We start from the raw sequence: 19,275 nt of genomic DNA on the forward strand, positions 1-19,275 counted from the left end.
AGAATAGAAATTTTTTTACGATACAAAAAAAAATTATACTGGAACTAATAAATAAGTCAATAAAGTAATATTATAAAATATAATAATATGTAGATGGTTGAAGAATAAATAAATGATGATCTTTTTTGTCAACTTTACTGTTTGTAATATTTGTGATATTATTACATTAAAAAACTTTATCTTGGGAGGAAAAACACTTATGGACTTAGACCCGGAACAGACGAGTATAACGTTTCAGTTAATTTTGATAGTTATTTTAACGTTGATTAATGCGTTTTTTGCATCAGCAGAGATGGCTATCGTATCACTAAATAAAAATAAGATAAAGCTTCTTGAAGAAGCAGGAAATAAAAAAGCAAAACTTTTATCAAATCTCATGGAGGAACCTACCAATTTCCTATCTACTGTACAAGTAGGAATAACACTTGCAGGTTTTTTTAGTAGTGCTTCAGCAGCAACTGGAATATCAAACGATTTGGCTATTTATCTAAGGGGATATAATATTCCTTATAGTAGACAAGCTGCCTTGATAATTGTGACAATTATACTGTCATATATTACATTAGTATTTGGAGAACTTTTTCCAAAGAGAATAGCACTAAAAAAATCAGAAGCTATTGCAATGTTTTCTGTACAACCAATAATATATATATCTAAAATTGCAATTCCCTTTGTAAGGCTGCTTTCTGCGTCAACTAATATATTAGTAAGATTAGTCCATCTTGATAATGATGATTCCAACGAAAAAGTATCAAAAGAAGAGATTAAGTCTTTTGTAGAAGTTGGACAAGAACATGGAGCTATAAATGAAACTGAGAAGAAAATGATAAATAGCATATTTGAATTTGATGATAAAATAGCTCATGAAGTAATGACACCTAGAACAGGAGTATATATGATTGATATAGAAACTCCATTAAATGAATATTTAGATGAATTGATAGAGGAAAGATATTCAAGAATCCCTGTATATGAAGATGATATAGATAATATTATTGGCATTCTATATATGAAAGATTTCCTTAGTGAGGCTCGAAAATGTGGATTTGAAAATGTGGATATTAGAAGTATTTTGCATCCACCATATTTTGTTTCACAAAATAAAAGCATTGACGAACTATTTAAAGAATTGCAGGTGTCTAGAAAACATATAGCTGTACTAGTAGACGAGTATGGAGGATTTTCAGGCATAGTTTCTATAGAAGACTTAATTGAAGAAGTTATGGGTAATATAGATGATGAATATGACGAGGATGAACCAGAAGTAGAGAAGATTGATAATAATAATTTTATAATATCCGGTATGCTGTCAATCAATGAGTTTAATAATTATTTCAATGTAAACATTGAAAGTGAAAACTATGATACAATGAGTGGTTTTATTATTGAAATTATAGGGTATATTCCTAAGAATAAAGAGGAAAAAGCCATAGAATATGAAAATTTAACATTTAAGATAGAAGAAGTGAAAGCAAAGAGAATTGAAAAAATAAAACTTTATATTAAAAATAAAGAAGAATCTCTAGCTGCATTATAAAACTATAATATAAGAAGTCTCACTGAAAATGTGAGGCTTTTTTTTGTCAAAAGTAGAGAGATTAATTTAGTTTATAATTATATTTTACAACTATTTTGCAATTTGTTTGAAAAATTGTTATACAATAGAATTATCGATTAAACATTATAGGGGAATATAGTTGAAAATAAAGATTTTAATCGTGGAAGATGATGAAGCCATTTCTAATTTAATTAAAATAAATTTAAATATGGCAGGTTATAAAAGTATACAAATATTTGATGGATTGGAAGCTTTGAATTTGATTAAAGAAGAAACTTTTGATTTGATACTTATGGATATTATGCTGCCAGGCATAGATGGACTTGAAGTGATGAAAAAAATAAGGAAATTAAACATACCAGTAATATTTCTTACAGCTAAAAATGGACTTGCTGATAAGGTGACTGGCCTAAAATCTGGAGCAGAGGATTATATTGTTAAGCCATTTGAAACCATTGAACTTCTTGCTAGAATTGAAGTGGTCTTAAGGAGATATTCTAAAAATAGCAATTGTATAGAATTCAAGAATTTGAAAATATATGAAGAGGAAAGAATTATAAAAAGAGATGGTGAGGCAATCGACCTGACGTTGAAGGAATTTGAACTTATGCTTATACTTGTTAAAAATAAAAATATTGCTTTATCTAGGGAGCATTTACTAGAAAAGATATGGGGCTATGAGTATATGGGAGAAACAAGGACAATAGATACCCACATTCAAAAAATAAGAAAGAAACTTGGTATTACTGATAACATAAAAACTGTATATAAAATCGGATATAGGTTAGAGGAGTAATAAATATGAAGCTATGGCTGAAAATATATCTGTTTCCTTCATTTTTACTTATACTAACCTTAAATTTAGCTGGATTTATATTAATACAGAAGTTTCATAATGACTCGCTAGAAAAAGAAATTGATAAATGTCTTGCAGAACAAAAATTTGTTTCTTCGCAAATAACAATTAATTCCATATATATGAAGAAAATTAATTCAGATATAGGTTCTGATATAAATATATTGGTTGGTACTTTAATGGATGAATATAACAGTTCTACTAATCATGAAGCTAGACAGCATGGGGATATAGAAATTTTAGATTCTGATGATAAAATGCTTTATTCAGATATGAAATTTCCTGCCACAAAAGAGAAACAGGAATTAGAAAATCTGGTTTTAGGGAAAGTCAACTACATTATTCGAACTGTGAATGACAAACAGTATTTATATGTGAGTAGTTTAGTTAATGCGTATGACGTTCCAATAAAAATATACTATTGTAAGGATATATCAAATATTTACATTGAAAAAACGAATCAAATTTCTCTTTTTATTAAATTGGATATTTTAATTTGTTTTTTATTTTCTGTTTTCATGCTTTTTATTAGTAGATCCATAACAAAACCAATAAATACATTAATAGCTTCTAATAGAAAAATATCTTTGAGCCAGTATTCTGAAAGGATAAAAATAAAATCAAAGGATGAATTTAATGTGCTTTCAAATCACTTTAACCTGATGGCGCAGGCAATAGAAGACAAAATAAATGAATTAGAAATATCTAATATCGAAAAAGAAACCTTTATAAATAACCTGTCTCATGAGCTTAAGACACCTTTAACCTCAATAATTGGATATGCTAACCTAATAAGAACCTCAAAGTATAATGAGGAATTATTCTTTGAAGCTGCGGACTATATTTACAAAGAGGGAAAAAGACTTGAGCAAATGGCTTTTAAAATGATGGATCTAATTTATGCAAAAACCCAGGAAATTGAACTTAAGCCTGAGAAAATAATGTGTATAATAGATGAAGCTAAACGGTTATTATTTGTTAAACTTAAAGAGAAAAATATAGATCTAATTATTAAAGGAGAGGACTGTGTATTAGAAGTAGACAAGGATCTAATTAAGATGGCATTATGCAATTTAGTGGAAAATTCTATAAAAGCATCTGAGAATGATTCTAAAATATATTTAACAGTATCTATTTTAGACAATAAAACCTTCATGTCTATAGAGGATTTGGGTTCAGGAATATCTGAAGAACACTTGGATAAAATATGGCAGCCTTTCTATGTTTGTGACAAAGCAAGGAGCAGAAAAAATAATGGAGCTGGGATTGGACTATCTATTTGTAAAAAAAATAATAGAAATTCATAATGCAGAGATTAAAATAAATAGTGAACTGGGCAGAGGGACAGAAGTAACAATGATTTTTACTAATTTGGAACTTTGACTTAAGTATGTGCGCCGAAATAAGTTACATTTTGTATTTAATGATTAGGGGTTCAAGGAAAAGATGTTATATATAAAATACAAACCTAAGCATATTGAAATAAATATGTTTATTGTTTCTTTTGGTTATTATATGAGTTAAATATTACAACTATTTTACATTTTGAATAAACATCTGGTACATCTTAATTTTATACTTAAAGAGTAGAACTTGCTGAACATGCCAATCAAAGTTAAAAATATGGAGGGATTATTATGTTCTCAAAAAAAATACTATCAGTATTATTGGCAATAGGAGTTGTAGTATCCGCTTTTGCTTTATTTTATAAATTAATAATAAGAGGAGATTTTACAGAAAGCATAAATCAAAATATTGTTTATACGAAAAATGATACTTCGGCAGATTCGCTAGAATTTGATATTATAAATGGTCCTGAGTATGAAGCTTATAGAGAGAGGTCTGCAGAGGCTCTAAAAAAGTACTTTAACGTATCAACTGAGAACGTATGGTTTAATGCACAAAGATATAATGAGAAAACTTTGGATAAAGCAAAATCAGAGTCACTAAAACAACTGCAGAATTTATATGAGAATGGAAAAATATCGAAGGAAGAATATAATAAGCAAGTGAAAATGCATGATGGTGGATCTAATGATCTATGGGAATATTTTAAAAACGTAGTAGTAAAAGTAAGACATGGAATGGTTTTTACTAGTTGGGAAAGCGATGATAGACATTATTATGTTGATTTCAATGAAAATACAAAGGAAGTAGATTCGGTAAGGGTGTTTGGCAAGATTTATAATAAATCAGATGTTCCATTAACACTTAGTGAAGAACAAATAAAAAATACAGCGGAGGATTTCATTAAACAAAATAAGCTAGGGGATATAGAGAATCCTAAATGTATACTTGTAAAAGAAGAGCATGTTACTTTAAAAGATGGAACTGATGAAACAAATGGGTGGTATGCTTTTTATCAAGATGGAAATGATCAAAATAAAAAAGTCATGGTAGGTATCAATGAATATACGGGTAAAGTAGATAGCTTTGCAGTAAAAGCCTATGCAGATTTTGAGTATAATAAATATGTTGGTTAAAATTGATATAATATACTCCTATGGTATAATAAGTATGAATTATATGATAGGAGGAATAAACATTGAAGATTCAATTGATAAGGCATGCCACTTTAATAGTAACTTTAAATAATAAAAGAATATTAATAGATCCTCTATTAAGTGAAGCTGGTTCTATGGATCCAGTACCAGATGTACCAAACCAAAATTATAACCCATTAGTTAAGTTACCATTAGACATTAATCACATTACTAATTGCGATGCTATTATTGTTACCCATACGCATAGAGACCACTTTGATGAAGCTGCAGCAAGTATATTGCCTAAAAAAATTCCAGTATTTTGCCAACCTGAAGATGAAGCTAAATTGCAATCTTATGGATTTACTGAAGTACATCCTATACATACCAATTATGTTTGGAATGATATAAGCATTAACCGTACAAGCGGAAAACATGGACACGATGAACTAGCTGAAAAGATGGCACCAGTATCAGGTTTCGTTATTTCATTTTTTGATGAAGCATCAGTTTATATTACAGGAGATACTGTTTGGTGTGAAGAAGTCCAAGAATCAATAGAGAAATTTAAGCCTAATGTTGTTGTCTGTAATTGTGGTAGTGCTCAATTTAGTTATGGACAACCTATTACAATGACTTCAGAGGATCTGTATGAATTATGTCATAGATATACAAATATAGAGATTGTTGCAGTACACATGGAAGCATGGAACCATTGCAGATTATTAAGAAAAGACTTAAAAAGTTTTATTGAGAGTAATATTATAAATAATAATATATTCATACCGAATGATGGAGAAATATTAAATTTCTAAGGAAGTAAAACAGAGTTTCACTGTATTCTTTATTGTGAAGTTGTAGAAAAAACTCGTTACGTCCGGTCTTTGGAATTGATGAAATGCCTGAAGCAAAAGATTTAATAAATAACGGATTCATGGCGGGTTCAGTTCCAGTAGATCCACGTGCTATGGCAGACGCTCTTTATGTTACCGGAATGAATTTGATTTCAGGCAGAAATCCTATTGAAGGTACAAATTACATATTTGAAAAACCAAGAGTATTAATTCCAATGTAATCCCCAGCCTATTTAAATGGAGATTAATATTATAACTAGTAGTTATCAGTGTAATAGGCGCAATACACTTGTAAAAAGTAATGATAAAAAGATACCTATAGAATGAAAAAAGAATTATAGTATACATTTGAGGAATTGAACTTAATAAAGAAGGAGATAAAGGATAATATCAAAAGCCCAGTAGGGCTTTTGACTAAAAATTATTTGTTTTCTATTTTCAAATCTCTTAAACAAGCAACAAGATTTCCATTGCTACGATGAAAATTAACACATTCGCAACATTTACCATGTCTTTCACAATTATTATTTAAGCATGTACAGTTTTTTTCGTTACAGCCAGCCATTATGTATTCCTCCTTATTTTCCATATAAAATATCTTTAAGTTATTATAATTATAAACTAGATTTTGTGAAATATTAAATTATTATTGTGTATTTAAATAAAGAAACTAATCTATTTAAAGCTTTATTTATTTAGAGAAGATTCCTGAATAAATAAATGTTCATCTCCCCATTGTTTTATTAAAAGCATCATTGGTTTTAAACTCTTACCGTGTTCAGTTAGTGAATATTCTACTTTAGGAGGAACCTCTGGGTATACTTTTCTAGCAACAATGTTATAAGTTTCGAATTTCTTTAGTTGCTGTATTAACATTTTTTCAGTAATTCCAGGGATTCTATCTCTAATTTCTCCAAAACGTAAAGGACTATCTTGCAGTGTCCACAAAATCCACATGCTCCATTTTTGGCCAATTAAATTAATAGTAAAATCTATAGGACAATCATATGACTTTTCATTTTTTATTGACATAGATACACCTTCTATTTAATTTTTCATACTTACTCTCTGTATAGTATTATACTAAAAAGTAGGTACTTGTACAATATATGGAATTAAGGTAAATTTGATTTATAAATTGCTGAATGTTAAGGAGGAAAGTATAAAATGAATAAAATAGAGATTGGAAATAATGGGTACCTTTATCCACTACCTACAGTACTAATTGGTGCAAATGTTAAAGGTAAGGCTAACTATTTAAATGTTTCATATTGTGGCATTGTAAATAGAGTACCAGCTATGATTTCAATTTCACTTAATAGAGAACATTATACTTGTGATGGAATTAAACAAAACAAATCTTTCAGCGTTAATATTCCATCCTTAGAAATGTTGGAAATCACTGATTATTGTGGGAGTGTATCTGGAAAAAATGTTGATAAATCTAAATTATTTAGTACCTTTTACGGAAATCTTAATACTGCTCCAATGATACAAGAATGCCCTATAAATATCGAATGTAAAGTCATCCATGAATTAGATTTAGGAGGAACTAACATAATTATGATAGGTGAAGTAGTACAAACGTATTCTGAGGAAAAATATCTTAAAAACAATATTCCAGATTTAAAAAAGATTAATCCAATTTTATTTTCTGTATATGAATTTAATTATTATTGCGTTGGAGAAAAGATAGGCAAGGCGTGGCACGTAGGAAAAAATATCAAAAACAAAAAATGAGTACTTAAAATTGAGTTTTAGAAAAGTATTGAATAAATAGTGATGGGTAAATTATAAATGTCGCAATAGGTAGGGTATGGCTTTTTGATCTTTAATCATAAACAAATAGCTTTATAGAGTGGTATAAAATCTACTCTATTTTTTATAAATAAAATTTTAATAGGACAGCATTGCAAAATATATTATAGATAATGCATAATGGATATATAAGGTAAAGTAAGATTTATTTGTATAACATCTGGATAAATCATAATTTGAAAGGAAGGTTCATTATGGGAGAATTATCAAAACTTCTTAACATCGGAAAAGAAGTTGAAAGACAGTTAAATGAAGTAGGTATATTCACATATGACGAATTAAAGGATATTGGCGCAGAACAGGCGTGGTTAAAAATACAAGAAATTGATGCTTCTGCATGCATTCATAGATTGTTAGCACTGGAAGGCGCAATTCACGGAGTTAAGAAAACAGAGTTACCACAGGAACGTAAAACAGACCTAAAAGATTTTTATAATTGGCATAAAAGCAAATAGAAACTCACAAAGGAGATATTAAAGATGACTACATACACAAAAAGTTTAAATGTTTTAGAAGAGTTATTTGCAAAAGATTATCAATTTGCGTTGGCAACATCAAATGATAATATTCCATCTGTTAGATTTGTAGATACTTATTATGATAATGGTGCTTTTTATATTGTTTCTCATGCAAAATCACAGAAAGTAAACGATATTGAAAAAAATTCTGAAATATCAATGTGTAATAAACTTTATCGATTTAGCGGAACTGCCTGTAATATTGGACATCCGTTATGTGAAGAAAATCATGTTATTAGAGAAAAATTGATAAAGGCATTTGAACCTTGGTATTTTGCACACAACAACGAAAATGATGAAAATATGTGTTATGTGAAAATAGAATTAAAGCAGGGTTTCTTTTATAAAAGCGGAATTGGATATAAAGTTGATTTTGAAAATAAAAAAGCTGAGGAATTTCCATTTACATTTGATAGTTTAATAATTGATTAATTTACAAATTCTAACTTAAGGGTGCGTATTACAAATATTAATTTATTGGAGGTGATTTTCTTAATTGAATGGATATTCATGGATATGGGGTCTACATTTATTAATGAAGAACAATGTGATAACTATAGAACAATGGAAACATTGCAACAGAAAAATGCCCCTTCTAAAGATGAATTTTTGAAGAAAATGAGCTTTTATGCCAAACAAAATAAAGATGCATATAAATGTGCTTTGAAGGAATTTGGTTTAAATAAAGTACATTGGCATAGTGAATATGAAAACTATCTGGGTAAAACAAGGCTGGGGAGGAATGGGTAACATAAATACATTGAAAAAAGAACCAGATATTATAATTTCAGAATTTATAAATATTATTGATTATATTTAAATGAGTTCCTTTCTATTTGAGATTAAGTATTATAAATGGTGATGAATTAGACCGATGAGAAAAATAGTTTTGGAAACAAGTAGTTAATTTATAAGGGGCAAACATCATAAAATATTATATTGATATGTAGCTTACAAACTCCATTTAGGTTAAATATTATATACTTAAACAGCCATAAATACATGTGGCTGTTTTTAATTACCTAATAAAATTTATCACTGTAACTTATGATACATACTTTTTTATAGACAAGAAATATCATAAATTATAAGAAAATAAAGGAGGAATATTTATGACAAAATATAAAGCACAGAGAGAATTTTTAAAATCTAATTTTAGTGAATTTAAAAACATAAAAACTGATAAAATGAATGGAATTCCTCAGCCACCTGTTTTTAAGTCTTACGATTCATGTTCTAATATTATTAATCTTCCAACTGTCAATGAGAAAGTTGTAGAAAACTCTAACATTTATGAGTGTATAAAGAAAAGAAGAAGTACAAGATTTTATGCTGATAAATCAATGAAGTTGGATGAATTATCTTATCTTTTATGGGCTACTCAGGGAATCACTGAAACTAATAAGGCAGGTCTTACTTTAAGGACAGTTCCTTGCAGTGGTGCAACTCATTCATTTGAAACATATTTATTTATCAGAAATGTTGAAGGGACTGTGGAAGGAGTATATAGATATCTTCCAGTAGAGCATAAACTTTTATTTATGTTTAAATTAGATGAAATAGATAATAAAATAGATGAAATTACATTAGAACAGCCATTTGTGCCTAATTTCGCAAAGAAAGCTGCAGTATTATTTGCATGGAGTACAACGCCATATCGTTCAGAATGGAAGTATGATATTACGGCTCATAAGAAGATATTAATAGATGTAGGCCATGTATGCCAGAATCTTTATTTAGCAAGCGAATCTATTGGAGCAGGGACTTGTGCCGTAGGAATATATGACCAAGATATGATAGATACACTTCTAGGTTTAGATGGAGACGAAGAATTTATAATATACCTTGCAGCAGTTGGAAAAAAGCGAGAATAAAGGAATAATAAATTAAAAAAATTTGATTGAAATCACATTATATTTAAATTAAATAACTTAAAATAATCTCATAGAGAATAGATAATGGTTTAGAAAATTTGTCGATAAGATAATTTAAATGAATTAAATTTATAACTCATGAAAAATATTAGTGATTTAAAAGATACAGATTGTGTATAGAAAGAAACAATCTTATTTAAACTACTATCAATATAAATCCAGATTGGAGGAATTAACAATGAATACTACAAAAATAAAAAATTTAACTGAAGTTTTGGAAAAATTAAATAAAAATGGAGTGACAGAAGATTTAAGAAAAGAAGCTTTAGGGATTGTTTCTGATATAAATCCAATTGAGCTATCAATTGCAGAACAAAACTTAATAGAAAAAGGAATGAATCCTCAAGATTTAAGACACCTTTGCGATATTCACATGGAAGTACTAAAAGGAGAACTTGATAAAATTAAAACTAAAATCGGACTAGGACATGTCGTGGATACATTTATTGCTGAACATGAAAAAATTCTTGAATTTTTAACAGAACTTGAGGAAATTAATTCTAAGATTCAAAAGTCTGAAAGCTATGATAGTTGCATAAAAGAATTTAGCGAATTGAATACTGTTATTAATAATATCTTGGACGCAGAAAAACATCATTTAAGAGAAGAGCAAGTATTATTTAGCGAAATGGAAGATAGAGCAATTACAGGACCAACTAGAATAATGAGAATGGAACATGATGACTTAAGGGCAAAAAAAAAGTTTTTAAAACAAATAGCAGAAAAGGCTTCTGAGTTAGATTATAAGGAGCTAAAAGAAAAAGTTGATGATGCAGCTAAATATATAGTATTTAATTTAAGAGATCATATATTTAAAGAAAATTATATTTTATATCCTACAGCAATAGAAGCTATAAAAGATGATGAAATATGGAATGATATGAAGAGAAGATGCGATGAAATAGGATATTGTGGTTTTACACCAGAAATATAATATATTTAGCAAATATGATTAGAGAAAACTAACTAGAAATTTATAGCAAATGGCCTAAAGGAGGTATAAATAATGAACACATTTAATAGCAATCAAAAAATTGGAGAGATAGTAAGCAAGTTCCCAAATGCTGCAGATGTATTCAAGGAATATAAAATTGATTTTTGCTGCGGTGGAGATAGACCATTAATAGAAGCGGTAAGAGAACAAGGGGTTAATGAAACAGAACTATTAGAAAGAATAAACAATGAATATGAGAAAATCAAAAGCAATCCTTACTCAAAAGATAGAAACTGGTTGCTTGCACCACTTGATGAATTAGTTGATCAAATTATAAATGTACATCATGCTTATCTTTATGAAAATCTTCCTAAAATAAGCGAACTAACAACTAAAATATTAAGAGTACATGGAGAAAATCATCCTGAGCTTTCAAAAGTCCATAAGTTATTTCATACAGTTAAAATGGAATTAGATGCTCATTTAATCGAAGAAGAGACAATTCAATACCCTGCAATTAAGGCATTTTTAACAAGTAACAGTGAAGATGATTTAGATAAGGCAATAAATATTATTAATAAGCTACAAGATGAACACACTGGAGCTGGAAATATACTTAAAGAATTAAGGGCGCTAACTAATGATTATGATGTTCCAGCTAATGGATGCACTACTTATAGATTAACTTATTCTAAGCTACAAGAAATGGAAGCAGATATATTTAAGCACATACATTTAGAAAATAATATATTATTTCCAAGGCTTTATGAATTAAAAAATAACTCACTAAATAAAGAAGTAAAATGAATTTTTTGATATTCATTTAAGGGTGCATCAGAAAAGAATCTGATGCATCCTTATTTATTATATAATCAATCATCAAGAGAATGAACGGAAAAGCTCACACGTAGCATCTATATAATACAAGATTTCTTATTTTGTTAGAGTAACAATTGTTACATACTAAATTAGAATAAATTGGTAGTATGGAAGTGTAATATTATCCGCTAGCTATTGATTGTGAGAAAAAATTATTTTTAAACTATAGATCAAAAATAATAAATGAGTAAAGGAGGAGTGAAGTGTGAATAAACACTGTGGTAATTGCTGTAATAATTGTAGAGGAGAGCTTTGTGCAAGCAAGGTGCCTATATTTGAAAATTTAAATAGGGAAGAACTATTGGAAATTGTAAGAAACATTAATCATAAAGAATTTACTAAGGGAGATGTAATCTTTACAGAAGGCAATGTATCTAATACTCTTTATTTTATAAATGAAGGAAAAATAAAATTATATAAATATACTAAGGATGGTAAAGAACAAATATTACATATACTCTCAGAGGGAGATTTTTTTGGAGAGTTGGAACTCATAAAGCCTTCTAAATATAGATTTAATGCTAAAGCAATAGAAAATGCAAAAATATGTACACTTACTAAAGATGAAATGAAAGAAATAATGATGAAAAAACCAGAGATCGGAATAAAATTGTTAGAAACCATTGGGGAAAGATTATCAAGGGTAGAAAATTTAGTTCAAAATCTTGCTACTAATGATGTTGATTCAAGAATGGCTTATTTATTAACAGATTTAATAGAGCAATATGGAGAAATAACAAAGAATAAAGTATCTATAAAGCTGCCTTTGTCTAGAGAAGAAATGGCTAATTACATTGGAGTAACAAGGGAAACTATTAGCAGAAAATTGAAGAAGTTTGAAGATGAGAAACTGATAAAGATAATAGGAACAAAAAATATTATAATTTTGAATGAGGAAGGATTAAGAGATTATATATAAAGTTACAATAATAAAATATGTTGAAACATATTGACTAACTTAAGCATATAATATAGCAAGCAGGAGGTGAAAATTCATGTTTGCTCCATTTATTATATGCTTTAGAGAAGGTATTGAAATTTTTTTGGTGATTATCCCTCTGGTAATTTATTTTAATAAAAACAAAATGTACGATATGAGTAGAAGTGTAACCCTTGGAGGGGCTTTAGGTGGAGTTATTGCCATTATAATTGGTGCTGTAATATTTTCGCAAGTTGCTTTATTAAACGGTCCTGCTAGTGAGTTGTTTGATGGAATATTAGGAATAGTTTTATCAGGATTAATATTGTATAGTGTGGTTCTTTTACGGAAAAATAAATCCTTCAATACTGTTCCAAATGAACGTTTCATTTCATTAAGTAAAAAGGGAGTATTTATCATTGCTGCAATAACATTTTTTAGAGAATTTTTAGAAGCAATATTGTTTATTTTAACGAGTTCAGCAGATTCACCTGTCTTTGTCTCAGGTATGGCTTTATTAGGATTAGTTTGTGCAGCTTTATGTGTTTACGTAGTGGCTAAAGGAATTTCAAATCTTAATATAAGTCTAGTGTTTTATATATTAAACCTATTTTTGATCGGACTCGGTGCATATTACTTTGGTGATGCATTAGATGTATTATTTAGTGAAAGTTTTTCACAAGCTTTCATTGTAGGTATATTGGTATATGCGCTTCCTAGTTACTTTATAATGATAAAAAATGACTTAAAAAAATATATAAACTCCGATAAAATAAAATAATATTAAAAATGCCGTATTATTCATTAGAGCGAATATACGGCATTTTTTGATATTTAGAAGGATTTTACCTCTTTTTGCATAATTAGTTATATGAAGGGGGTGAGATTTATGAAAGAGGTTAAGGATAAACAAGTTAAAGAGAAGCATGTTTGGAATGTTGTTAATTCCATTATTAAGAATCCAAGTACTAAAATAGAATTTGATAGAGAAAGCTCGGAAATAAGATATGTTATAAGTTTATTTAAAAATAATTCTAATGAGTCTGAAGGCTTTAGTTTAAAACAACTATATGAAACAGTCTCTAAAACCGTTAGTAGTAAGTAAATAAGAGGCTAAAGAACTCTAGAAATAGGGTTCTTTTTATTTTTTCATATATTAACTACATTATTTGAAAATTAAGTAAGTAACTATACTTTAGAAGTAGTTTGGTAATAATACTAGAAGTCAGAATATAATGGTTAATATAATACTAAATAATGGGGAGCTATTTTATGGATATAATTATAGCATCACTTATACTGTCGCTTATAATAGCTGGGATAGTATATTTTAGTGTAAAGAGTTTTGAAAATATTCTAAAGAAGAATATAATGAGATATGTGATCTGCTTATTACTAATTATTTTAATAATATTTTATATTTTGTTGTACTTATCACAGTATGGTGGCTATGGAGATATAATAGATACCATATTTATTTGGGGAGTAGAATTATTTTTAATTATCTTTGCAATTATTGAAAAGTTATATGAAAAATTTAAGGCATAGCTAAGATTAGGTAAAGGTACCGCAATTTCATAATTGAATTTTGGGTACCTCTATTTAAAACATTTTTTCCACATTTCAATGTATACATACTTAAAACTATAATTTAGTTTTTTAATTAAACATATTTGCTAAATAATCAAATAGAGAAATTTAAAAAATATTTTATATTTCCAGTAAGTTACCATTTAATTAATTAGTAAATTGAATTATATAGCAGTTGTGATATAATGAATGACAGTTAAATATTTTGTGAATGCGGAGAGAATGAATATGAGTTTATATAATTTAAAAGCTGATTGTGAAAAATGTTTTGGGCTGTGTTGTGTTGCTTTATACTTTTCAGCTTCAGAGGGATTTCCGGTAAATAAGGATGCTGGTAAGCCGTGTATTAACCTGCAAGATGACTTTCTATGCAAAGTCCATAAAAAACTTAAACAAAAGGGGCTTAAGGGATGTATAGCTTATGATTGTTTTGGTGCCGGGCAAAAGGTTGCTCAAATTACATATGATGGACAAGATTGGATAAATACACCGGGATTTTCAAGCCAAATGTTTGAGGTGTTTCTTATTATGAGGCAGCTTCATGAAATGCTCTGGTATTTAACACAAGCCTATGAATTACAGTTTGAAAAAAATGCTAAAGATAAAATACAAGCAATGATAAGTGAAATAGAAAATATAACAAATTTAAGTGCTGAATCATTAGTAAAGTTTGATATGGTATTATTTAGGCCACGTGTTAATTCGCTGCTTTTTCAGACCAGTGAAATCGTAAGAAAAAGGGCTGGAAATAATAAAACTACTACATTAAAGAGTAAAAGAATTTTTGGAGGAGGCTTAGATTTTATTGGTGCAGATTTAAGAAAAAAAGATCTTAGTGGCGCAAATTTGAGTGGAGCGTATCTTATTGCAGCTGACCTAAGGGAAGTAGATTTAAGTTTTGCAGACCTTATTGGAGCTGATTTAAGAGATGCGGATTTAAGGGGAGCTAATCTTTCAAATAGTATTTTTTTAACACAGGCTCAGGTTAATTCGGCAAAAGGTGACGGTAATACAAAGCTGCCAAAGTTCATTAGTAAGCCAGTTAACTGGTAAAAATCACGAGTGAGAATAAAAGGAGGAGTAAAATGAAAATTGCTGAAGGTTTATCTGTACTTGAATTAGGAAGTGAAGAGAGAAGAATGAATCTTACATTAATATGGGATGAAGATAATGTAGTATTAATTGATAGTGGATTACCAGGACAGATAGAAAATATTCGAAAAGAAATGGATAAGGCTAATATATCTTTGGATAAAATAAATAAGATAATTATTACTCATCACGATTTTGATCATATTGGAAGCTTATCTAATATTGTTAATCATTCTCAAAATGCAATAGAAGTATTAGCTCATAATGGTGAAAAACCTTATATTGAGGGTGATAAAGCACCAATAAAACTTACGCCAGAGCGTCTTGCGTCTATGCCAGAAGATAAACGTACTGAAATGCTAGAGGGGATTAGAAGAATTAAGACAAAGGTTCATAAAATTATTGAAGATAATGAGGAACTTCCTTATTGCGGAGGAATAAAGGTAATTCATACTCCAGGCCACACTCCAGGGCATACTTGTCTTTATTTAAAAAAATATAAGGCATTAGTAACAGGAGATGCAATGAATGTAATAAATGGCAAGTTAAGTGGGCCTAATCCTGAATATACATTTGATATGATACAAGCAGTTGAATCATTAAAAAAGTTAGGAAAATATGATATAGAAATAGTTATATGCTATCATGGCGGAGTATTTACAGACAGCCCAAATAAGAGAATAGCAGAGCTTGCTAATATGTAAAATTATAAAAATAATATTTTTCCTGCAGATGATTGTTAGGATTTTATATCCAAAAGTTCTGTGAATATTTAGACAACAGGTAGTTTAAATTAAAGCTAAAATTAAACTACCTGTATTAGTTTTAGTTAAAAAATTCAATAATGCCGAGAACTATTAATAATATTCCTGAGAATAACGGGGCATACTTACCACAAAACTTTCCTAATATATGATTTCCTAGAGACTTACCTAGTGAAATGATAAGTATGCTGAAAATAAATGTAGATATTACAGTAACCTCAATATTAACACCTGTAATACTTGCAGCTAGTCCAGTACCTAAATTATTGAAAGTTAGGCCAAATGCTACAAAAGAAGCTTCTTTGGCATTTATACTACCGGAATTATCTAAATCGGATTTTTCAGCATATTCAATCATTTCATTAATATTTTTCAATGCAAGATCTTTGGTTTTATTATTATTTATAAGATTTAGTATACTTTGAATAAAGAAATAAACTCCTAGAAAAATAATTATTATAGCACCTAATGTATTAGTTATTGAAATTGGTAAAAATTTTGAGATATATAGTCCAAGTGACATAGATATAAGCGTTCCAATCGAAGTAATAGTTGCGATTATAAGGTTTGGTATTATTCCAATATTTATTTTTTTTATTCCATAAGCTATTCCTACAACTAAGTTATCTAAATTTGACGATAAACTATATAAGATTGCTGATAAAATTAATGCCATATATAGCCCTCCTTCACATCCATGCTTTAATATATGGTTTAAAACTGATATGATGAATGAAAAATATAGCTACTTTATTAAATCCACTTATTTCTATATAATTAAGAAGATAATAATGTTACTTAAAAGGGGTGTTTTTATTGTATATAAGCGAAACAAAGATTGTTGTAAGATATGCAGAAACTGATAAAATGGGTATAGTTCATCATTCTAATTATTTAATTTGGTATGAAGCAGGTAGAACAGATTTTATAAAAGGAAGCAGTGTTAGTTATAGTGAAATGGAGGAAAAAGGTGTATTGATACCTTTAGCTGAAAGCAGCTGCAAATATCTTACTGGTGCAAAGTATGAAGATGAGTTAATTATAAAAACTTGGGTCAAAGAATTAACGCCAGTTAAGGTTGAGTTTAATTATTCAGTTATTAGAGAAAAAGATCAAAAGGAACTTTCTAAAGGAAGTACATTACATGTTTTTGTTAACAATGACTTTAAGATAATAAATCTTAAAAGAATTCATCCGGACATATATGAAAAACTTCAAGTATTGTTGTAAAAAGAAAGTTATTTTTTTAAAAGAAGAGTTAAAAGTTCTTCTTTACAAAAAATTGAAATATTTAAGCAGATAAAGTACCGAGTGTACTTTTTTCTTTATTTAAGAAATATTTTTATTGCCACCAATTGACTTATATCCCACAAAATATTAAGAAAAATTAAGGAATTCATAAATACTAAATTAAGGTTTCAAGTTTAGAATTAAAAATATAATATTTGTTTTTTTGCTATTTAAATCAAAGGAGAGATATTAAAATTTTAATTTTAATTTTAAGGAGTTAGGATAATGAAAAAAATAATTTTTTTAGCTATTTCAGTGATGCTGATGTTTTTAGTTATTGGATGCAACGTTAATGCAAGAAATACAGTAGCTAATAATGCAAGTAGTAATTTAAGCAATGATAGTGTAATTGATAAACAAGTAGCTCTTGATAATGCAACAGGTATTAACGTTGAAGTTTGTGCGGCTGAAGTGAATATTAATAGTTATGATGGAGAGGACGTAAAGATAGCAGGTAAACTCTCAGATAAAAGTAAAGGCTTTGATATAAATAAAATTGGTAATGAAATTGAAATTGTTGAAAAAGGATATGAATTGTTTGGATCTTTGATAAATACTGAAGCTAATAAAACTAAAATTAATATTTCTATTCCTTCAAAATTTAATGGTAATTTTACATTTAAACAAGGAGCAGGAACATCAAAAATTGAGGGAATAAAAGTTAAAAAAATGGATATCACTGGTGGAGCAGGAGAATTAAATTGTGGAAATATCAGGTTTGATAAATTAGATTTAAAGTCTGGAGTAGGAAAAGTTGATCTTAATTTAAATGATAAATGCGGAGATATTGATATTATTGGGGGCGTAGGCGAAGTACGTGTTAAAATGACTGAAGTGGGAGGGAATTTTAGATATAATGGTGGTGTAGGTGAAACAAATATTACAATACCCCAAAATGCACCAGTTAAGTTCTTGACACATAAAGGTGTTGGAAAGTGTGAAATTAATGCAACAACATCCAATAATGAAATGTACACCTTCGATTTAAAAGTTGGAGTAGGGGCAATAAATGTAAGAAACTAAGTGAAAAATGATATAGAAAATAATAGCATGAACCTGCTATATATTTTAATAAGAATGCTTATAAACTAAGGTTTAATGGTATGAGAAGTGTATATCTCCTATACCAAAAGATTTAATTATAATAGGAGCAGTTTTAGGCATCATTATGATATTTTGGTTTATTAAGAAGTTTAATGATTCTAAGCAGAAAAAATACCATACTATTAGTTTATAAAAGAGGATATTAATTTGAATTTTTATAATGGCATCTAAAGAAATAAGGATGTCATTTTTTTATTTCCCATAGTTTAACAAAGACTTAACAGTATATGCGAATACATTTATCAAAATTTTGAGAAAATTAAAATGAAAAATAAAAATAAATAAGGATGGTGAAAACACTATGACACCAAAAGAGCTAGCAAGAAAAACTATTAAGGATATTATTAAAAGAAGGTCTAAATCAGATTATGAATTTTATGCATATCAAAAAGAGCAGACTGTTAGGAAATTAAGAAATTGGAGTGTCAGAGTTGGTGGTTGCCGCTGGTAGTGGCTTAAAATATAAGATAAAACTAGAAAGAATACATTTTATAAGTTAAAAAACTAAGGTCATCTAATACAAGCTATCAATACTACTTCTGTTAATATTTTTATAGATTATAATTTGTGATAGTGGTTAATATATTACTGCCAAGCAAAATTATATTAATTAAGGGAGGTAGATTTATATGTCATCAAACAATAGTGGAAGAAACAGAACATTAATACCAGAAGCAAAACA

The 19,275-nt window shown here is 28.4% G+C and carries 24 protein-coding genes and 1 pseudogene; 22 read left to right on the forward strand and 3 right to left on the reverse strand.

Annotated elements, in window-relative coordinates:
- Positions 1-199 precede the first annotated feature (199 nt).
- The 6 genes and pseudogenes from COL3_RS28275 (at position 200) to COL3_RS29085 (ending at position 5,972) form a co-directional block, all read left to right on the forward strand.
- On the forward strand, positions 200-1,537 hold the full coding sequence (locus COL3_RS28275; RefSeq protein WP_008418648.1) for a hemolysin family protein: 1,338 nt from the start codon (positions 200-202) through the stop codon (positions 1,535-1,537).
- A 160-nt stretch (positions 1,538-1,697) separates the two neighbouring features.
- Complete coding sequence (locus tag COL3_RS28280) at positions 1,698-2,354, forward strand: response regulator transcription factor (protein WP_008418646.1); 657 nt, start codon at positions 1,698-1,700, stop codon at positions 2,352-2,354.
- Between the two features lie 5 nt (positions 2,355-2,359).
- A pseudogene (locus COL3_RS28285) lies at positions 2,360-3,797 on the forward strand (HAMP domain-containing sensor histidine kinase).
- Positions 3,798-4,051: 254 nt separating this feature from the next.
- Positions 4,052-4,897 (forward strand): hypothetical protein, encoded by an 846-nt coding sequence (locus tag COL3_RS28290; protein WP_008418642.1) that lies wholly within the window; start codon positions 4,052-4,054, stop codon positions 4,895-4,897.
- Between the two features lie 62 nt (positions 4,898-4,959).
- Positions 4,960-5,712, forward strand: coding sequence for an MBL fold metallo-hydrolase (locus COL3_RS28295; protein WP_008418640.1), 753 nt, complete (start codon positions 4,960-4,962; stop codon positions 5,710-5,712).
- Between the two features lie 83 nt (positions 5,713-5,795).
- On the forward strand, positions 5,796-5,972 hold the full coding sequence (locus COL3_RS29085) for a hypothetical protein (protein WP_008418638.1): 177 nt from the start codon (positions 5,796-5,798) through the stop codon (positions 5,970-5,972).
- Positions 5,973-6,172: 200 nt separating this feature from the next.
- Here the strand turns inward: COL3_RS29085 and COL3_RS29090 are convergent, their stop codons facing one another.
- Both COL3_RS29090 and COL3_RS28300 read right to left on the reverse strand, forming a co-directional pair.
- On the reverse strand, positions 6,173-6,316 hold the full coding sequence (locus COL3_RS29090; RefSeq protein ID WP_008418636.1) for a hypothetical protein: 144 nt from the start codon (positions 6,314-6,316) through the stop codon (positions 6,173-6,175).
- Positions 6,317-6,438: 122 nt separating this feature from the next.
- Entirely contained in the window at positions 6,439-6,783 is a 345-nt protein-coding gene (locus tag COL3_RS28300) for a helix-turn-helix domain-containing protein (protein ID WP_008418634.1), read from the reverse strand.
- 135 nt (positions 6,784-6,918) lie between these two features.
- Between COL3_RS28300 and COL3_RS28305 the strand changes: the two genes are divergently transcribed.
- The 13 genes from COL3_RS28305 to COL3_RS28365 all read left to right on the forward strand — a co-directional run bounded on the left by COL3_RS28305 (position 6,919) and on the right by COL3_RS28365 (position 16,139).
- Positions 6,919-7,491, forward strand: a complete 573-nt coding sequence (locus COL3_RS28305; RefSeq protein ID WP_008418631.1) for a flavin reductase family protein — start codon at positions 6,919-6,921, stop codon at positions 7,489-7,491.
- A 272-nt stretch (positions 7,492-7,763) separates the two neighbouring features.
- Positions 7,764-8,024 (forward strand): TfoX/Sxy family protein, encoded by a 261-nt coding sequence (locus COL3_RS28310; protein ID WP_008418630.1) that lies wholly within the window; start codon positions 7,764-7,766, stop codon positions 8,022-8,024.
- A gap of 24 nt (positions 8,025-8,048) precedes the next feature.
- Complete coding sequence (locus COL3_RS28315; protein ID WP_008418627.1) at positions 8,049-8,519, forward strand: pyridoxamine 5'-phosphate oxidase family protein; 471 nt, start codon at positions 8,049-8,051, stop codon at positions 8,517-8,519.
- 84 nt (positions 8,520-8,603) lie between these two features.
- Positions 8,604-8,837, forward strand: coding sequence for a hypothetical protein (locus tag COL3_RS28320; RefSeq protein WP_242982211.1), 234 nt, complete (start codon positions 8,604-8,606; stop codon positions 8,835-8,837).
- Between the two features lie 362 nt (positions 8,838-9,199).
- A complete protein-coding gene (locus tag COL3_RS28325; RefSeq protein WP_008418623.1) occupies positions 9,200-9,961 on the forward strand; it encodes a SagB/ThcOx family dehydrogenase in 762 nt (253 codons plus the stop codon).
- Between the two features lie 238 nt (positions 9,962-10,199).
- Positions 10,200-10,955, forward strand: coding sequence for a DUF438 domain-containing protein (locus tag COL3_RS28330; protein ID WP_008418620.1), 756 nt, complete (start codon positions 10,200-10,202; stop codon positions 10,953-10,955).
- Between the two features lie 72 nt (positions 10,956-11,027).
- A complete protein-coding gene (gene ric, locus COL3_RS28335; protein ID WP_008418618.1) occupies positions 11,028-11,762 on the forward strand; it encodes an iron-sulfur cluster repair di-iron protein in 735 nt (244 codons plus the stop codon).
- 277 nt (positions 11,763-12,039) lie between these two features.
- Positions 12,040-12,753, forward strand: a complete 714-nt coding sequence (locus tag COL3_RS28340) for a Crp/Fnr family transcriptional regulator (protein ID WP_008418617.1) — start codon at positions 12,040-12,042, stop codon at positions 12,751-12,753.
- Between the two features lie 76 nt (positions 12,754-12,829).
- Entirely contained in the window at positions 12,830-13,534 is a 705-nt protein-coding gene (locus tag COL3_RS28345) for an FTR1 family protein (protein ID WP_008418615.1), read from the forward strand.
- Positions 13,535-13,642: 108 nt separating this feature from the next.
- Positions 13,643-13,858 (forward strand): hypothetical protein, encoded by a 216-nt coding sequence (locus COL3_RS28350; RefSeq protein ID WP_008418614.1) that lies wholly within the window; start codon positions 13,643-13,645, stop codon positions 13,856-13,858.
- 167 nt (positions 13,859-14,025) lie between these two features.
- Positions 14,026-14,301: a hypothetical protein gene (locus tag COL3_RS28355; RefSeq protein WP_008418612.1), complete on the forward strand. Its 276-nt coding sequence runs from the start codon at positions 14,026-14,028 to the stop codon at positions 14,299-14,301.
- A 270-nt stretch (positions 14,302-14,571) separates the two neighbouring features.
- Positions 14,572-15,396, forward strand: coding sequence for a pentapeptide repeat-containing protein (locus COL3_RS28360; RefSeq protein ID WP_008418610.1), 825 nt, complete (start codon positions 14,572-14,574; stop codon positions 15,394-15,396).
- Between the two features lie 32 nt (positions 15,397-15,428).
- Complete coding sequence (locus COL3_RS28365; protein ID WP_008418609.1) at positions 15,429-16,139, forward strand: MBL fold metallo-hydrolase; 711 nt, start codon at positions 15,429-15,431, stop codon at positions 16,137-16,139.
- A 121-nt stretch (positions 16,140-16,260) separates the two neighbouring features.
- Here the strand turns inward: COL3_RS28365 and COL3_RS28370 are convergent, their stop codons facing one another.
- Positions 16,261-16,875: a manganese efflux pump gene (locus COL3_RS28370; RefSeq protein ID WP_008418606.1), complete on the reverse strand. Its 615-nt coding sequence runs from the start codon at positions 16,873-16,875 to the stop codon at positions 16,261-16,263.
- A gap of 140 nt (positions 16,876-17,015) precedes the next feature.
- Between COL3_RS28370 and COL3_RS28375 the strand changes: the two genes are divergently transcribed.
- The 3 genes from COL3_RS28375 to COL3_RS29095 all read left to right on the forward strand — a co-directional run bounded on the left by COL3_RS28375 (position 17,016) and on the right by COL3_RS29095 (position 19,044).
- Positions 17,016-17,429: a thioesterase family protein gene (locus COL3_RS28375; protein ID WP_008418604.1), complete on the forward strand. Its 414-nt coding sequence runs from the start codon at positions 17,016-17,018 to the stop codon at positions 17,427-17,429.
- Between the two features lie 285 nt (positions 17,430-17,714).
- A complete protein-coding gene (locus COL3_RS28380; RefSeq protein WP_008418602.1) occupies positions 17,715-18,512 on the forward strand; it encodes a DUF4097 family beta strand repeat-containing protein in 798 nt (265 codons plus the stop codon).
- Between the two features lie 382 nt (positions 18,513-18,894).
- On the forward strand, positions 18,895-19,044 hold the full coding sequence (locus COL3_RS29095; protein ID WP_008418600.1) for a hypothetical protein: 150 nt from the start codon (positions 18,895-18,897) through the stop codon (positions 19,042-19,044).
- Positions 19,045-19,275 lie beyond the last annotated feature (231 nt).

The organism is Clostridium sp. LS, from assembly GCF_002760435.1.
Classification (GTDB): domain Bacteria; phylum Bacillota; class Clostridia; order Clostridiales; family Clostridiaceae; genus Clostridium.